Raw genomic sequence first — 14,171 nt, forward strand, 5'->3', positions numbered from 1 at the left:
CTAGTTGCTGTTGATTTTCCCTTTTGCCTTTCCCTGGTTGCCTGATAAATGTTTGCTGCTTCCAATCAATTACTATGGTCTATGATTGGCTTACTCCTGACAATGGGTGGCACCTTCCTAGAAGCCTATGGCATCACCTTTCCTTGGAATTGGAGTAAGCACGGAATTCAGACTTTTTCTTTAGGTGTCACTTTTCAAATTGGCGCAGTACTGTTGGTAGGTTGTTTAGGGGGCAAAAATGCCGGTGCGCTCTCGCAAATAGCCTATTTAGTGATGGGACTAACCTTATTACCTGTATTTGCCGATGGCGGAGGTATTGGTTATGTTAAGTTATCTCAGTTTGGCTATCTACTAGGCTTTATTCCTGGAGCTTGGATTTGTGGCTTGTTTGCCTTTAAAGCTAGACCTCGACTAGAAACTCTCGCTTTTAGTTGCATCTGTGGCTTGTTAACCCTCCATCTATGCGGTATCACTTATTTGATTATTAGCTATATTTTTCAGTGGAAAGGCACAGAAAATCTACCTTTGATGCAAGCAATCCTTAGATACTCTTGGTTTGCACTACCAGGGCAATTAAGTGTGGTCTGTGCCGTTACTGTAATAGCATATATATTGCGTCACTTAATGTTTTATTAGTTATCAAGGGGCTAGAGGCTAGGGGCTAGAAATTTATTTAAAGTTTAAAATTCTTCTACCTAGTCCCTAGTCCTTAGTCCTTAGTCCTTAGCCCCTAGTTTCATGCGTTTAAAAAATCGCCTTTTCTGGATTGCTGCCTTCATAGCTTTTTTCTTAGACCAAATAACAAAATACTGGGTGGTGCAAACTTTTAGCTTGGGGCAGACACTACCACTCTTACCTGGGATATTTCACTTCACCTATGTGACTAACACTGGTGCCGCTTTTAGTCTATTAAGTGGAAAAGTCGAGTGGTTGCGCTGGCTATCTTTAGGAGTCAGTTTAGTATTGATAGCTTTGGCCTTGTTTGGCCCAACGTTAAATTTGTGGGATCAGTTGGGCTATGGCTTGATTTTAGGTGGAGCTATGGGCAACGGTATCGATCGCTTTGTATTAGGATACGTTGTTGATTTTCTTGATTTTCGCCTGATTAACTTTGCTGTATTTAATGTGGCAGATTCATTTATTAGTATCGGTATTGTTTGCCTATTAATTGCTTCCTTGGAAAAAACACCGACTTCAACTGGTAGGTCGCAGTGAATCAGGTAGGAGGTAGAGGGTAGTATTCCTCTGCCTAAAAATGCCCTCTGCCTTGAGCCTTTCTCGTTAAACTATTAAGCCTGGGATGAATCATCCCAGGCTATTGATTAATGAAACCCTTGCTCAGTCTTATATGCGAAGACTTTATCTATAAGATTCCAAAGATTTTTATTTCATTTGCATCCTACACCAGTTTTATATAACTGGTGCAGAAAATCAAGATGCACCGGCGATCGCTGATGGCAAATTAGTATTCATATTATGCCCCAGCTTTTAATTTAATTACCTGTGGCAGGAGTACTAGAGCCTGGAGTACTGGGAGAGTTTACACCTGGTGCGGTAGTGCTGCCAGGAGTGCCAGGTTCAGGTGAAGTTGAGCTTCCTGGTACGGTAGTGGTGCTAGGAGCGCCAGGTTCAGGTGGTGTCATGCTTCCTGGTGCTGGAGTTAAGTTGCTAGGAGCGCCAGGTTCAGGTGGGGTCATGCTTCCTGGTGCTGGAGTTAAGTTGCTAGGAGCGCCAGGTTCGGGTGGGGTCATGCTTCCTGGTGCTGGAGGTTCAGGTGGGGTAACGCTTCCTGGTGCTGGAGTGCTTTCGGGGCTGACAGATCCAGGTGGTGTCATGCTTCCTGGTGCTGGAGTGCTTTCGGGAGTGGTGCTGTTACTAGGTGTGGTTTCTGCTGGTACTGTAGTGCTACTAGGAGCGCTGGGGTTGGCTGCTGTACCGCCGGGACAGCGAGAGTTAAGCGGGAAATACTCGCACAGAATTTTCATGCCTTCTGGCGACATCTTGATTTCCGTTGGTGCACTAGTAGATTCGCTACTGGATTGGGCTATGGGGGATTTACTGGATTCGGCTACAGCAATATTAGTGGTGAGAGCCAAAGATAAAGCTGTACCAATCAGGGTCAGAGATTTTCCCATCATTCTGAAATTAACCTCAACGGAACACTCGGCCCATTAAAACAGACAATAAGATTTAGAAAATCTTCCTAAATGAAGATATTTTGGTTTGTTGCAGAATCTGTGGATATGTAAAATTGTTAAAAATTAAATTTGTTGCTTCTTGATAATTAGTATTTATAAACACATTGGTACAAATTATGTTCGTAGTTACTGAACGAAGAAATGTACACAATACAAGCTCTTGAGAAGAGGGAAGAAATTTATGCCTTTGTAAACAAGTGACGAAAATAACAAACTAATTTTGATAGCAAAGTAAGCTTAAGTATAAATTAGAGCAAAAAATTCAGTATAGCTAATTTATGCTTTGGCTTATGAGTAAAATGATGAAAGACTAACATCTAAATTGTAATTCGCCCGATTCTTCACTAAAAAGTGTGATGTGAATAGCCGATGAGTTTTCCCCAACCCCCTCAAAAGCCACAAACGTTAATTGGTCAACTGACTCAAGCAGTCCATACTATCCAAGCTAGGGTTGATTTTTCCAAACTGGCGCTCAAGCCTAATGCCAAAGTACCAGAACTCTGGGTGCAGGATGCGGGGGCGGATAAAGCAGAGGTCTATCCACTGTTGGGCGATCGCTATATTCTCGGTCGTAGCTCCAAATCCAGCGATATCGTCGTCCGTAACCCTGTTGTCAGCCAAATTCACCTGTCGCTATCGCGGAATTCTACTCATAGCACACCAGTTTTCGTCATCAAAGACGAAAACTCCACCAATGGCATTTATCGTGGCAAGCGTCGTGTTAATTCCCTGGAACTGCGTCACGGCGATATTCTCACCCTGGGCCCCCCAGAACTCGCCGCTTCTGTGCGCTTGCAATACGTCGATCCACCAGCCTGGTATGTCAAAGCTGCAAGTGTTACAGCTTATGGTGTCGGCGGTGTCAGCGCTCTGTTAGCTTTAGTAATTGGCGTAGAATGGCTGAAATTTTCAGTTAGACCCCTACCAACAGCTACACGCGCCCCAGTAGTTGTTTACGCTCGTGATGGAGCCACCCCGCTCAGAGAGCCTCGAACAACCTCTCATGTAGATATGAAGCGTTTAGAGGAATTTGGCCCTTATTTGGCATCTGCTGTAGTAGCTTCAGAAGATAGTCGTTATTACTGGCACTTTGGGGTTGATCCTCTGGGGATTTTACGAGCCGTATTGATCAATAGCCGTAGCGGAGATGTGCAACAAGGAGCCAGCACTGTTACGCAGCAAGTTGCCCGCAGTTTGTTCCGAGAGTATGTAGGTAGACAGGATACCCTTGGACGCAAATTGCGAGAGGCAGTTGTCGCCCTCAAGCTAGAAACCTTTTACAGCAAAGATGATATTTTGCTGATGTACTTAAATCGGGTTTTTTTGGGGGGAGATACCTCTGGCTTTGAGGATGCAGCCCGGTATTACTTTGAGAAGCCTGCTAAAGAATTAACTTTGGCAGAAGCAGCTACTTTGGTGGGAATTTTACCTGCTCCCAACGCATTTGATTTTTGCGGGGATGGGCCAAATAAGCTAGAAGCAGCTGAATACCGGAATCGCGTAATTAAGCGATTACTGGAGATGGGCAAAATTAAACCTGAAGATGCGAATCGAGCTAGACGCTCTACCGTCCAAGTTAGTCCTAAAGTTTGCGAACAGCAATCTAAGACGATCGCTCCTTATTTTTACAGTTATGTGTTTTCTGAACTGGAATCAATCTTAGGACAAGGAGCGGCAAACGAAGGGAATTATATCATCGAAACCCAGCTCGATCCATCTGTACAGAGCCAAGCAGAATCTGCGTTGCGGAATTCAGTCAACAACGCTGGTGGAAGTTTTAATTTTTCTCAAGGGGCTTTGGTAACTCTTGACTCCAGCACAGGTAGCATCTTGGCAATGGTAGGCGGAACTGATTACAAAAAAAGTCAGTTCAATCGTGCCGTTCAAGCCAAAAGACAACCAGGTTCCACCTTCAAAATCTTTACTTATACTGCTGCTATTCAACAGGGAATTTCCGAATCAAAAAGTTATTCTTGCGCCCCTTTAACTTGGCAAGGCTTTACTTATAAACCCTGTCGTGCTGGTGCTGACACTAGTTTAGATATTGCTACCGGTCTTGCTCTTTCAGAAAATCCCATCGCCCTACGAGTTGCCAGAGAAATCGGGCTGAATAAAGTGGTGGCAATGGCGCAGAATTTGGGAATAAAGTCAAACCTAGATCCGGTTCCTGGCCTAGTACTGGGTCAAAGTGTGGTCAATGTTTTGGAAATGACTGGTGCTTTTGGCGCTATTAGCAATCGGGGAGTGTGGAATCCTCCCCATGCGATTAACCGAATTTTAGACAGTGGTGATTGCCGCGATCGCAATGATATCAAAACCTGCCGTGTAATCTACTCTTTCGATCGAGATCCAGATGCCAACAAACGAGTACTGACAAATGGTGTAGCCGATGAGATGACTAGTTTGATGCGTGGTGTCATCACAAGAGGTACTGGTCGTAGTGCGGCTCTAGGACTGGGAGAAGCTGGAAAAACAGGCACGACTGATAAAAACGTTGACTTATGGTTCATCGGTTTTATTCCTAGTCGGCGGCTTGTAACTGGTGTTTGGTTGGGAAACGACAATAATTCCCCCACGTCTGGTAGCAGCGCTCAAGCCGCTCAGTTATGGGGAAATTATATGCGGCGAGTTACGCGGTAAATGGGGATTGGGAATTGCTAATTGGTTTGGTAGACGGTCAAAATTCCGTTCTACCATTCTTTTGCCACCAAGTTAATATTTCGGACAGGTCTAATTCAGTCCACTAAGGGTGGACTTTCGCTATCAGCCCATAACTTCAGTTCTGTCCGGGATATCGTCCCCCATTCACAGCACGCATCCGTTGGACACTTCCAGCTTGACAATCGCGTAACCAAGTTTTAACCCCTTGGGCAACAGTGCCGTTACTACTATCCCGTGGCGGCGATAATGGCTGCTGTGTTGAATTGGAGCTAGTTTGAGAAAACATCATTACTAAACGCCAACCAGTTGTAGTTTTAGTCAACAACAGCCAGTGGAATTCCTGCAATTCTAACGCTTTCCTTCCTATGTACTGCCGTCCCAAAGTAGTAAAGAAAACTTGCTCAATTCCTGATGCAGAGTTTTTAGACGCATCTGCACCATATTCTTCAAGATTAAGGGGCAGAGGAGAAAACTCAGGTTTTCCTGCCACCAGCACATAACTGTAAATATCGCTGCTTCTGCTGAGGCGACGGGCGCGTTGACTAGCGCGATTGGTATAACTAGGTAAATCTTCTAGTAGCTGTATAGTTAATGTTTCTAGATTTTGCTCAGAACACAAAGACTTCGCCCCGTCGTTGACATTTTCCCTTTCTGCTAGTGCCGAGGGATTAGGGGTGGGGTTTGTCGAGAACGCTGGATAAGCAAGGATATTCGATCCGAAAACCCAAAAGCCACAAGCTAAAAGCCAACTATAATTTTTCTTCTTGAGCGAATAGGCAAGATTTTTCTGCCCTACACCCTGCACCCTATCCCCCAGTTTCTCATTGACTCTTAGCTTCATGCCACTGTGGTTAACTCCTCAGAAATCCTCTTCCAGGCTAACTCCGGCTCAGTAGCAGCAGTGATGGGACGGCCAATCACTAGATAATCTGCGCCAGCAATGATTGCTTGGGCTGGAGTAAGCGATCGCTTTTGATCGCCAATATTAGCCCAAATTGGTCTAACTCCCGGACAAACTAGCAAAAAGTCATCTCCACAAGTTTCTCGTAACTGTGCCACCTCTTGGGGCGAACAAACTGCCCCATCCAATCCCGCCTCTTGAGCCAGCAATGCCATTTCTAGGGCGTATTCTGGTAATTCTAGGGGAATCTTTAAATCAAATGCTAGTTGTCTAGCAGAAATGCTCGTTAACAAGCTAATAGCAATTAACTTAGGCGGTTTTACACCCGCTTGGGCAGCCCCTTCTTGTGCGGCTTCTGTTGCAGCTTTCAGGGCTTCTGTACCAGATGTAGAATGAATTGTCAATAAATCTACCCCGTAACGAGCCGCACTACGACAAGCGCCAGCAACTGTGTTAGGGATATCGTGAAACTTTAAATCTAGGAAGATGCGCTTTTCCTTAGATTTCAAAACTTGCAGAATTTTTGGCCCAGTGCTAGTAAACAACTCTAAGCCGACTTTCCAAAAACCGACTTGTGGGAGTTTATCTATAAGAGCGATCGCACTTTCTTCATCTGGCACATCCAAAGCGACAATAATTTTTTCTTCTGCATTCATACATGGTTTCTTGATAACTACTTCCCAGTCTCTAGTTCCCATCTAAGGCACTAAACGCACAAACTTATTTTTCCCAACTTGTAAAACCTTACCTTGTAACTCACCAGAATCAGCAAAAGTAGTATCAACATCGGTAATGCGATCGCCATCTAAGCGCACTCCACCTTCTTGAATTTTCCGCTTACCTTCTCCTGTACTTTTGCATAAACCAGTGACATTGAGAATATAGGCTAATTTAGCGGGAAACTGCGATATCTCAGCTAGAGAAAATTCGGGAACTGCACCTTCTTTTCCGCCGCTTTGCGCTGCTTCTTTTGCTTCTTGGGCGGCTGTTTCGCCGTGATACTGCTTGACAACTTCATAAGCTAGGAGTGTTTGGCGATCGCGGGGATTTTCTGGCAAATTATCCAAAGGTAAATCTGTCAGCAGTTCAAAATACTCCTCCAGCAGATTATCTGGAACCCCTTGTAACTTTTGATATTTTTGCCCCGGATGTTCTGACAGCCCAATATAATTACCTAAAGACTTAGACATTTTTTGTACCCCATCCGTGCCAATCAAAATTGGCAGCAGCATCCCAAACTGGGGCTTTTGACCAAAATGGCGCTGCAAATCTCTGCCTACAGCGATGTTAAATTTTTGATCTGTCCCTCCTAATTCCACATCTGCTTCAACAGCAACGGAATCGAAACCTTGCATTAACGGGTATAGGAACTCATGGATAAAAATCGGATTCTCTTTCTTATAGCGATCGGCAAATCCTTCTTTCGCCAACATCTGCCCCACCGTCATCGTCGAGAGTAACTCCAAAATTTTCTCTAAGTTGAGCTTAGAGAGCCATTCGGAGTTATAGCGCACCTCTAACCTTCCTGGTGTGTCAAAATCCAAGATAGGACGTACTTGATCGAGATAAGTCTGGGCATTGCGGGCTACATCTGCTTCTGTAAGCTGACGGCGCACCTCAGATTTCCCAGTCGGATCGCCAATGCGTGCTGTAAAATCGCCAATAATTAAAACTGCTATATGGCCTGCATCTTGAAACGCTCGCAGTTTCCGTACTGGTATGCTATGACCGAGATGAATATCAGTACCAGTAGGGTCAATCCCAAGTTTGATCCTCAAAGGTTGGTTTGTAGTTAGCAAAAGCTTTTCTAGACTTTCACTGTTAACATCAACTGGTTGTGGAAAAACTTCTACAACACCACGACGCAGCCAAGCAAAATCTTGCGTCATACTAGAAAATCCACTGTTAGCTATGTTTTGCCCGCTAGAAGCTAAGTTGGTTATAAACACTTGCAATTTATCCACTTTCTCATCTGCCAAACTACTATAATTGCAAAAAATTAACCGCCTTGCTTCGTCCAATCAATTACAGTTAAATTTATAAGAGAGGAAGTGAAATCGCCGTGTCGTCTTCTAGGACTTTTGAAGATAAACAGCCACAACGTCGGGCTTCATCAGGTTTTGAGTTTTTGAAAGGAGTTGGTCAGGTAACTGGCGGTACTCTCCTGTCAATCACTATGCTGGCAAGTTCCATTGTAGCCGGAGGACTGGTTGGTTTAGCCATTAGTTTCCGTAATTTGCCAGATGTGAGACAGCTACGTAACTTCTTTCCCTCAGAAACAACTTACATCTATGACGTTAAGGGTAAACTTTTAACGAGTATCCACGGGGAAGCCAACCGGGAAGTCGTACCCCTGGATAGAATTTCCCCGAATTTAAAACGGGCTGTATTAGCAAGTGAAGATAACCACTTCTACGATCACCACGGTATTAACCCTACTGGTGTTGGCCGGGCTATAGTAGTTAATGCGGTAGCAGGTGGAGTCAAAGAGGGTGGCTCTACTGTTACTATGCAGTTGGTAAAAAACCTGTTTTTATCTCAAAAGCGTGCCTTTACCCGCAAGTTAGCGGAGGCAGTGCTAGCAATCAGGTTAGAGCAAATTCTTACCAAAGACCAAATTTTAGAAATGTACCTCAATCAGGTTTATTGGGGTCATAACAATTATGGTGTACAAACGGCAGCCCGCAGTTACTTTAATAAGTCATCAGAATATTTAACCTTGGGTGAGTCAGCAATGATGGCGGGTTTGATCCAAGCACCAGAAGAATTCAGCCCCTTTGTGAGCATGAAGCTGGCAAAACAGAAACAAAAAGAAGTGCTGGGGCGGATGCTGGAATTAAACTGGATCGACCAGTCTGAGTATGACAATGCCCTCAAGCAGGAAATCAAACTTGGTAAAATCAAATCCTTTCAAGGTAGTGCCCTACCCTATGTAACCAACACCGTAGCGCAGGAATTGGCTAAAAAGTTTGGGCGTGACACACTACTCAAAGGTGGGATGCGGGTGCAAACTACAGTTGATGCCAAGTTCCAAATAATGGCAGAGGAAACCGTCACTAAGTGGCATAAAGCACTTTTAGATCAGGGATTATCTAAAAACCAAATGGCGCTGGTGTCAATCGATCCGCGCACACATTTTATCAAAGCATTGGTAGGCGGTATAGATCCTAAGACTAGTGAATTCAATCGGGCAACTCAAGCTCAACGCCAACCCGGATCTTCTTTTAAACCGTTTGTATATTATACTGCTTTTGCTACTGGTAAATATACGGCAGACTCAACAGTAGAGGATTCTCCAGTCAGCTATCGAGATGGTAACGGTTGGTACTCACCCAGAAATTACGATAACAGTTTTAGGGGATCGATGCCAATTAGAACAGCTTTAGCCCAGTCACGCAACATTCCTGTAATCAAGATTGGTAAGGCTGTGGGAATGAATCGAGTGATCGAAACTTGTCGTACCTTGGGTATTATGAGTCCGATGGAACCTGTTACTTCCTTGCCTCTGGGTGCAATTGGTGTTACACCTTTGGAAATGGCTAGTGCTTATGCCACCTTTGCTAATTATGGCTGGCAGTCACCGCCAACTGTAATTGCTCGTGTCACTGATAGTAGTGGTAACGTATTGCTAGATAACACTCCCAAGCCTCAGCTAGTTCTCGATCCTTGGGCATCAGCAGCAATTCTTGATGTGATGCGATCGGTAATCAATGAAGGTACTGGTAAAGGTGCTGCGATCGGTCGTCCAGCCGCCGGTAAGACGGGAACAACATCATCAGAAAAAGATATTTGGTTTGTTGGCACTGTGCCACAGTTAACAACTGCGGTTTGGGTAGGGAGAGACGACAACAGACAATTAGCTGACCATGCAACAGGTGGTGTTATGGTCGCTCCTATCTGGAAAGATTTTATGGAGAAGGCACTTAAGAACACACCAGTAGAAAACTTCAAGCCACCTTCGCAGTTTTCTCGCCCCAAGTCACAATAATTTGAGATTTTGGGTCGCACCTTTAGTGCGCTTCTAGCGCAATTTGGATTTTGGATTAATTGCCAATCCAAAATCTAAAATTGACTAAGCCTGTTTTTCTAGCTCGGCTTTCATCCGTTCTAAAGTGAGGTTCATTTGGTCAAACATTTGTTGCGGGGTAACACCGAATTGACCTAATTGCGTTTTCAGTTGTTCTACCGTCATTTGTGCCATGAAATCTTCTGATAGCTCGAAACGCTTCATAAAGATGCGATACCGATCCATCATGGCTTCCATTTGCTCAATAAACAGCTTTTTGCCATCGCGGTCAAATTTGCCGTAGTTATTACCAAGCTTGATTAGTGCTTGATAATCCTCAAATAGCTGTTTTGCTTCTTGCTGAACGATCTCAGAATCGAAGAATCCCATATTGCTTATACTAAACTGAGCGCCCAGACTCAGCAGCTTAATAGTTTTACTTCTATTTATTATTTTAGTCTAGGTGAGTAATCTAGTGACGAAGCTTCGGTTTTAGTACGGTTTGTTACCGAAATTTCAACACTTGACTTGAAAACGCTTCCTCTCGCTAGACCGACTCAATAAAGGTCTGTGAAACTTACTGTATTTGCTTTACACCTGAAGCGTTTAGGGTTTGTTTGGGCTTGAACTTTGTTCAAGTCCCGTTATAGATCGATCTTTCCGTCTGTAATCGCGGAAAATGCGCTGATTGACCTCTATTTGCCTCGTTAAGACTTTATGGCTATTAACATGGCTATTAACATAACTGTTTTACGCTTTGGTGCAGGAATACTGGCATTTTCCGTAGTGTCAGCCATGTTCCTACCACGTGTCCTTCGGCAACACGGTTATGCCTTGCCCGGACGAAACGGCATTCCTTGTACAATTCCATACGGTCAGCGTAGCTACGTCGGTCCTCTGGAGTGCGATCGGGATTATATGTATGGAAAAACTCTAAATTGCAGGTCACAAACAGATTTAATCAATAAAGGATGGTGGCCACTTGAACGGGTTGGTCTATTCCTACACTGCTGGGTGCGTCGCGTCCGATGTTTGTAGAAAGCCGTCTAAAACAAGACACACCAACAGCGGTATTTATGCTCGTTGAGCCAGGATGTTATGTGCCTTATTCACTCTTAGGTGGGCCATAGGAAGGAAACATCCTCAAATAGCTGTTTAGCTTCTTGCTGAACGATCTCAGAATCGAAGAATCCCATATTGCTTATACTAAACTGAGCGTTCAGACTCAGTAGCTTAATAGTTTTACTTCTATTTATTATTTTAGTCCAGGTGAGTAATCTGATGACTAAGCTTCGGTTTTAGTACGGTTTGTTACCGAAATTTCAACACTTGACTTGAGAACCTTTACCCTTTGTAAACCGACTTAATAAAGCAGCAATACTCATAGCTTTAGCCATTGATTTCGGATTGGTATTTTCACCTGGTTGAATCTTCAGTCCGGGAGCGTATTTCAAAGCTAGTGAATTTTGCGGATTCAGTTTTAATGCTTGACAGATGTAAACCCTAGCCATCCCCACAAATTTCTGTTGGAGATGTACCAAACCTAATAAGGCATAATAGTCGCTGTTATTTGGCTCTAACTTGATGGCATCGCGCAGTTCTTGCACAGCTAGGGGCCATTTGGTTAGCCTGACATATTCAATAGCTCGTTCGTAGTGACGTTGAGCGTAGTTTGTCAAAACTGGTTCAACTGGGTTGACTTCTACTTCCGGGATGATGGGAACAGCTTTTTGTGGTAAGAAAAGGTGTGGTTTATGCAACCGTAAATAAACTAGATTCAGTATACTAATTTGTTGCGTCACCTGATAAAACTGATCTAATGATTTGTATTGAGCTTCTGCATAGCAGACGATCGCTTCTTCGTAAAACAATTCTGCTTCAGGTGTAGACATTTCCGTAATTTCATGAGCGATGGCACTTTGAGAAGACAAAGACTTCTGCTCCAAAACTCTGGTATCCGATCGCAGCATAGCGATCGCAATCAAGCGCTTCTGTCGGTGTTTCAGTTGTTCATAAGCTGGATTGATTAAATGGCTAAATATTGCTGTTGCTAATTTTTGGTCTGGATTGCAGTTTTTGGCATAGCGATCGGGATGTAGGAGTTTCGCTAAAGTGTGATAGCGTTTGAAAATCTGGCGATCGTCAGCAATCACAGAAATTCCTAGCACAGCGTAAGGATCGCAAAGCTTTTCAACCCATCCCGGCGGTAGTAAGGTCTGTGACATAGTAGTAATAAAGCTGTTAAAAACTTAAAATTAGCATCAAAGCTCAATGCACAGTCATGTGAAACTTACTCAAATTTCTTCAAATACTAAATTGTGCGTGGAACTTCCCATCCAAAAGTCTGAAGGGCAAGACAAGGAACTGTGTTATTGGTAGATTTATTATAAATATGTTGACTAAGCGCAAAAGTCGAAGTATTGCTGCTGTTTTAGCCTTTTCTGGCACGCTGACAATTTCAGGATTACATAAATTCTATCTGGGACAGCCGTTGTGGGGTATTTTGTATGTGCTGCTTTCCTGGACACCTATCCCCAAGGTAGCTAGTGCTATTGAGGGAGTTTGGTATTTAGCCCAAGATGAAGAAGCTTTCGATCGCAATTTTAATCTCGGCAAGTCAGCGACAAGAAACTCACAAAAGGTAAGTAATCAGGTAGGAGCAATGGCTGAGGCAATGCGTGAATTGGATGCTTTGCGTCAGGATGGACTGATTTCAGAGTATGAGTTTGAACAAAAGCGCCGCCAATTGCTAGACCAGATTTCTTAAATAATTCGTAATTCGTAATTCGTAATTCGTAATTCGTAATTATGTAAGCGAAAAGGGGATTTCAACCCCAATCGCATTACAATCAACCCTTCTGGGATGGGGGCTTGACTTCAATATTGGTTAAAGTAAGCGATATGAATAACTGGCTACCTTTGAACCCCAGACTGCAAAAACTCCGCGCCAAACTCCTCAACGATCCTTACTATCGCCTCCAATCTGGGGAAGAAATTCAGATAGCGGCAAAATTAGGTATTCGCATTGATGCTAATCAAGCGACTGTAGATGATTGGTTACGCCTACCAGGTTTGTCAATTCACCAAGCGCGATCGCTTGTAGAACTTTCGCATTCTGGTGTTAAATTTTACTGTATTGAAGATATCGCTGCGGCTTTGGCTATACCAGTGCCGCGCCTGGAACCATTAAAGCCTCTGCTAAATTTTATTTATTATGACCATGAATCTCTAGAAAGTCCGACCCATTTAGTCAATCCGAATACAGCAACAGTCCAAAAGTTAGCCCAAATTCCATTTATAGATTTGTCTTTAGCGCAAGCAGTGGTTCAAAATCGGCAATCAGTAGGGCCTTACCGTAACCTAGCTGATTTTCAACGACGGCTAGAGTTAAGTGGTGATGCGATCGCCCAACTGATGTATTATTTAACATTTTAAGTTAAAAGTTAGAAGTTAGAAGTTTTAAAATAACTACTAACTCTGCCAATTTTAGATTTTGAATTGAAGGAAAAATCTAAAATCCAAAATTGAATGACTCCTAACTATTTAAATAAACCCAATGCGATCGAGCGGCCAAAAACGAAATGTTGCCCGACCGATAACATTTTTTCTGGGTAAAAAGCCCCAATAGCGAGAGTCATTACTATCATTGCGGTTATCTCCCATAACAAAAAATTCGTCTTCTGGGACTTTCACTGGTTGATATGGCTGATTTGGTGGTTCAGCAATGTAGTCTTCTGCCAATGGTTGACCGTTGAGATAGACTTTGCCAGAATCAACACTAATTATTTCACCAGGCTGACCAATAACCCGCTTGATAAAAGCTTGGTCTTTGGGATATCCCCGACGTTGTAATTCTGCGGGTGGCTGAAAAACAATAATATCTCCAGTTATGGGAGGGTGAAAATGGTAGGATACTTTTTCAACTACCAGGCGATCGCCTGTATGTAAGGTTGGCAACATCGAATCAGAAGGGATATAGCGGGGTTCGGCGATAAAAGTCCTGATCAGAAGTGCTAAAAATAATGCGATCGCAATTAAAATCAGATTTTCTTGCCAACTACGCAATACTTTTAACGACGCAGTATCTTCTTTTGCATCACTTTCGCGAGGAATCATAAAAGTTTTTAGCCAGTTTCAGAAGTGGGACAAATACCTTGATTATTTTGACTCAAAAGGTATATTGATAAGCAAGTTGGGTTCTGCATAAACCCATACAAATATTAAATAATACAGTTATCTCATTTACAAAGGATAAGCAAAATGCTGGAAATAAGCTGCGAACTGTCTAAGGCAATATCAGCTAAGGATTGGGATTCCTAGATAGATAAGTGAAGTACCCCAACCTGCTTCGCTGAGGTTGGGGCTTCCAACATCATTGAATCAGTGACGGTCTTATTCGTCCTCG

14 protein-coding genes and 1 pseudogene are annotated in these 14,171 nt (G+C 43.4%); 8 read left to right on the forward strand and 7 right to left on the reverse strand.

Translation table 11 applies throughout. From position 1 onward, the window contains the following. Positions 1-48 precede the first annotated feature (48 nt). The 4 genes from CDG77_RS22275 to CDG77_RS22290 all read left to right on the forward strand — a co-directional run bounded on the left by CDG77_RS22275 (position 49) and on the right by CDG77_RS22290 (position 4,838). On the forward strand, positions 49-636 hold the full coding sequence (locus CDG77_RS22275; protein WP_094331530.1) for a biotin transporter BioY: 588 nt from the start codon (positions 49-51) through the stop codon (positions 634-636). 102 nt (positions 637-738) lie between these two features. Then, positions 739-1,215 (forward strand): signal peptidase II, encoded by a 477-nt coding sequence (gene lspA / locus CDG77_RS22280; RefSeq protein WP_094331532.1) that lies wholly within the window; start codon positions 739-741, stop codon positions 1,213-1,215. Between the two features lie 288 nt (positions 1,216-1,503). Further along, positions 1,504-2,175 carry a hypothetical protein gene (locus tag CDG77_RS38610; RefSeq protein ID WP_190234031.1) on the forward strand — a complete coding sequence of 224 codons (672 nt, stop codon included), beginning with the start codon at positions 1,504-1,506 and terminating at the stop codon, positions 2,173-2,175. A gap of 392 nt (positions 2,176-2,567) precedes the next feature. Next, positions 2,568-4,838: a transglycosylase domain-containing protein gene (locus CDG77_RS22290; RefSeq protein ID WP_094331535.1), complete on the forward strand. Its 2,271-nt coding sequence runs from the start codon at positions 2,568-2,570 to the stop codon at positions 4,836-4,838. A gap of 136 nt (positions 4,839-4,974) precedes the next feature. On the opposite strand, the gene CDG77_RS22295 is transcribed toward CDG77_RS22290, so the two are convergent. From CDG77_RS22295 to tyrS, 3 genes are read right to left on the reverse strand one after another with little or no spacing between them, the layout of a single operon-like run. Further along, positions 4,975-5,700, reverse strand: coding sequence for a hypothetical protein (locus CDG77_RS22295; protein WP_094331537.1), 726 nt, complete (start codon positions 5,698-5,700; stop codon positions 4,975-4,977). Then, entirely contained in the window at positions 5,697-6,416 is a 720-nt protein-coding gene (gene pyrF / locus CDG77_RS22300; protein ID WP_094331552.1) for an orotidine-5'-phosphate decarboxylase, read from the reverse strand. The genes CDG77_RS22295 and pyrF overlap by 4 nt, the downstream gene beginning before the upstream one ends. A 42-nt stretch (positions 6,417-6,458) precedes the next feature. Then, positions 6,459-7,649, reverse strand: a complete 1,191-nt coding sequence (tyrS, locus tag CDG77_RS22305) for a tyrosine--tRNA ligase (protein WP_190234032.1) — start codon at positions 7,647-7,649, stop codon at positions 6,459-6,461. 173 nt (positions 7,650-7,822) lie between these two features. Between tyrS and CDG77_RS22310 the strand changes: the two genes are divergently transcribed. After that, positions 7,823-9,748 (forward strand): transglycosylase domain-containing protein, encoded by a 1,926-nt coding sequence (locus CDG77_RS22310; protein ID WP_094331539.1) that lies wholly within the window; start codon positions 7,823-7,825, stop codon positions 9,746-9,748. 84 nt (positions 9,749-9,832) lie between these two features. Here CDG77_RS22310 and CDG77_RS22315 read toward each other — a convergent pair whose 3' ends face one another. Then, complete coding sequence (locus CDG77_RS22315) at positions 9,833-10,156, reverse strand: DUF1825 family protein (RefSeq protein ID WP_094331541.1); 324 nt, start codon at positions 10,154-10,156, stop codon at positions 9,833-9,835. Positions 10,157-10,495: 339 nt separating this feature from the next. Between CDG77_RS22315 and CDG77_RS35660 the strand changes: the two genes are divergently transcribed. Then, positions 10,496-10,804 carry a hypothetical protein gene (locus tag CDG77_RS35660; protein WP_143857071.1) on the forward strand — a complete coding sequence of 103 codons (309 nt, stop codon included), beginning with the start codon at positions 10,496-10,498 and terminating at the stop codon, positions 10,802-10,804. An 89-nt stretch (positions 10,805-10,893) separates the two neighbouring features. Here the strand turns inward: CDG77_RS35660 and CDG77_RS39135 are convergent. Beyond that, positions 10,894-10,962: pseudogene (locus CDG77_RS39135) on the reverse strand (DUF1825 family protein); the annotation flags it as partial. 126 nt (positions 10,963-11,088) lie between these two features. Next, on the reverse strand, positions 11,089-11,991 hold the full coding sequence (locus tag CDG77_RS22320) for a J domain-containing protein (RefSeq protein ID WP_094331542.1): 903 nt from the start codon (positions 11,989-11,991) through the stop codon (positions 11,089-11,091). Positions 11,992-12,158: 167 nt separating this feature from the next. Between CDG77_RS22320 and CDG77_RS22325 the strand changes: the two genes are divergently transcribed. Both CDG77_RS22325 and CDG77_RS22330 read left to right on the forward strand, forming a co-directional pair. Further along, positions 12,159-12,533 (forward strand): NINE protein, encoded by a 375-nt coding sequence (locus tag CDG77_RS22325; RefSeq protein ID WP_094331544.1) that lies wholly within the window; start codon positions 12,159-12,161, stop codon positions 12,531-12,533. Positions 12,534-12,667: 134 nt separating this feature from the next. Continuing rightward, positions 12,668-13,201 carry a helix-hairpin-helix domain-containing protein gene (locus CDG77_RS22330; RefSeq protein ID WP_094331546.1) on the forward strand — a complete coding sequence of 178 codons (534 nt, stop codon included), beginning with the start codon at positions 12,668-12,670 and terminating at the stop codon, positions 13,199-13,201. A 108-nt stretch (positions 13,202-13,309) separates the two neighbouring features. On the opposite strand, the gene lepB is transcribed toward CDG77_RS22330, so the two are convergent. Beyond that, positions 13,310-13,882 (reverse strand): signal peptidase I, encoded by a 573-nt coding sequence (lepB, locus tag CDG77_RS22335; RefSeq protein ID WP_094331547.1) that lies wholly within the window; start codon positions 13,880-13,882, stop codon positions 13,310-13,312. Positions 13,883-14,171 lie beyond the last annotated feature (289 nt).

This window comes from Nostoc sp. 'Peltigera membranacea cyanobiont' 213 (genome assembly GCF_002245975.1).
Lineage (GTDB): Bacteria > Cyanobacteriota > Cyanobacteriia > Cyanobacteriales > Nostocaceae > Nostoc.

What these genes read in the sequence shown, in the direction of transcription:
- CDG77_RS22325 (WP_094331544.1), top strand. Translation starts at nt 12,159, where the DNA reads ATGTTGACTAAGCGCAAAAGTCGAAGTATTGCTGCTGTTTTAGCCTTT.
- lepB (WP_094331547.1), bottom strand. Translation starts at nt 13,882, where the DNA reads ATGATTCCTCGCGAAAGTGATGCAAAAGAAGATACTGCGTCGTTAAAA.
- CDG77_RS22290 (WP_094331535.1), top strand. Translation starts at nt 2,568, where the DNA reads ATGAGTTTTCCCCAACCCCCTCAAAAGCCACAAACGTTAATTGGTCAA.
- CDG77_RS22275 (WP_094331530.1), top strand. Translation starts at nt 49, where the DNA reads ATGTTTGCTGCTTCCAATCAATTACTATGGTCTATGATTGGCTTACTC.
- CDG77_RS22330 (WP_094331546.1), top strand. Translation starts at nt 12,668, where the DNA reads ATGAATAACTGGCTACCTTTGAACCCCAGACTGCAAAAACTCCGCGCC.
- lspA (WP_094331532.1), top strand. Translation starts at nt 739, where the DNA reads ATGCGTTTAAAAAATCGCCTTTTCTGGATTGCTGCCTTCATAGCTTTT.
- tyrS (WP_190234032.1), bottom strand. Translation starts at nt 7,649, where the DNA reads ATGACGCAAGATTTTGCTTGGCTGCGTCGTGGTGTTGTAGAAGTTTTT.
- CDG77_RS22295 (WP_094331537.1), bottom strand. Translation starts at nt 5,700, where the DNA reads ATGAAGCTAAGAGTCAATGAGAAACTGGGGGATAGGGTGCAGGGTGTA.
- pyrF (WP_094331552.1), bottom strand. Translation starts at nt 6,416, where the DNA reads ATGAATGCAGAAGAAAAAATTATTGTCGCTTTGGATGTGCCAGATGAA.
- CDG77_RS35660 (WP_143857071.1), top strand. Translation starts at nt 10,496, where the DNA reads ATGGCTATTAACATAACTGTTTTACGCTTTGGTGCAGGAATACTGGCA.
- CDG77_RS22320 (WP_094331542.1), bottom strand. Translation starts at nt 11,991, where the DNA reads ATGTCACAGACCTTACTACCGCCGGGATGGGTTGAAAAGCTTTGCGAT.
- CDG77_RS22315 (WP_094331541.1), bottom strand. Translation starts at nt 10,156, where the DNA reads ATGGGATTCTTCGATTCTGAGATCGTTCAGCAAGAAGCAAAACAGCTA.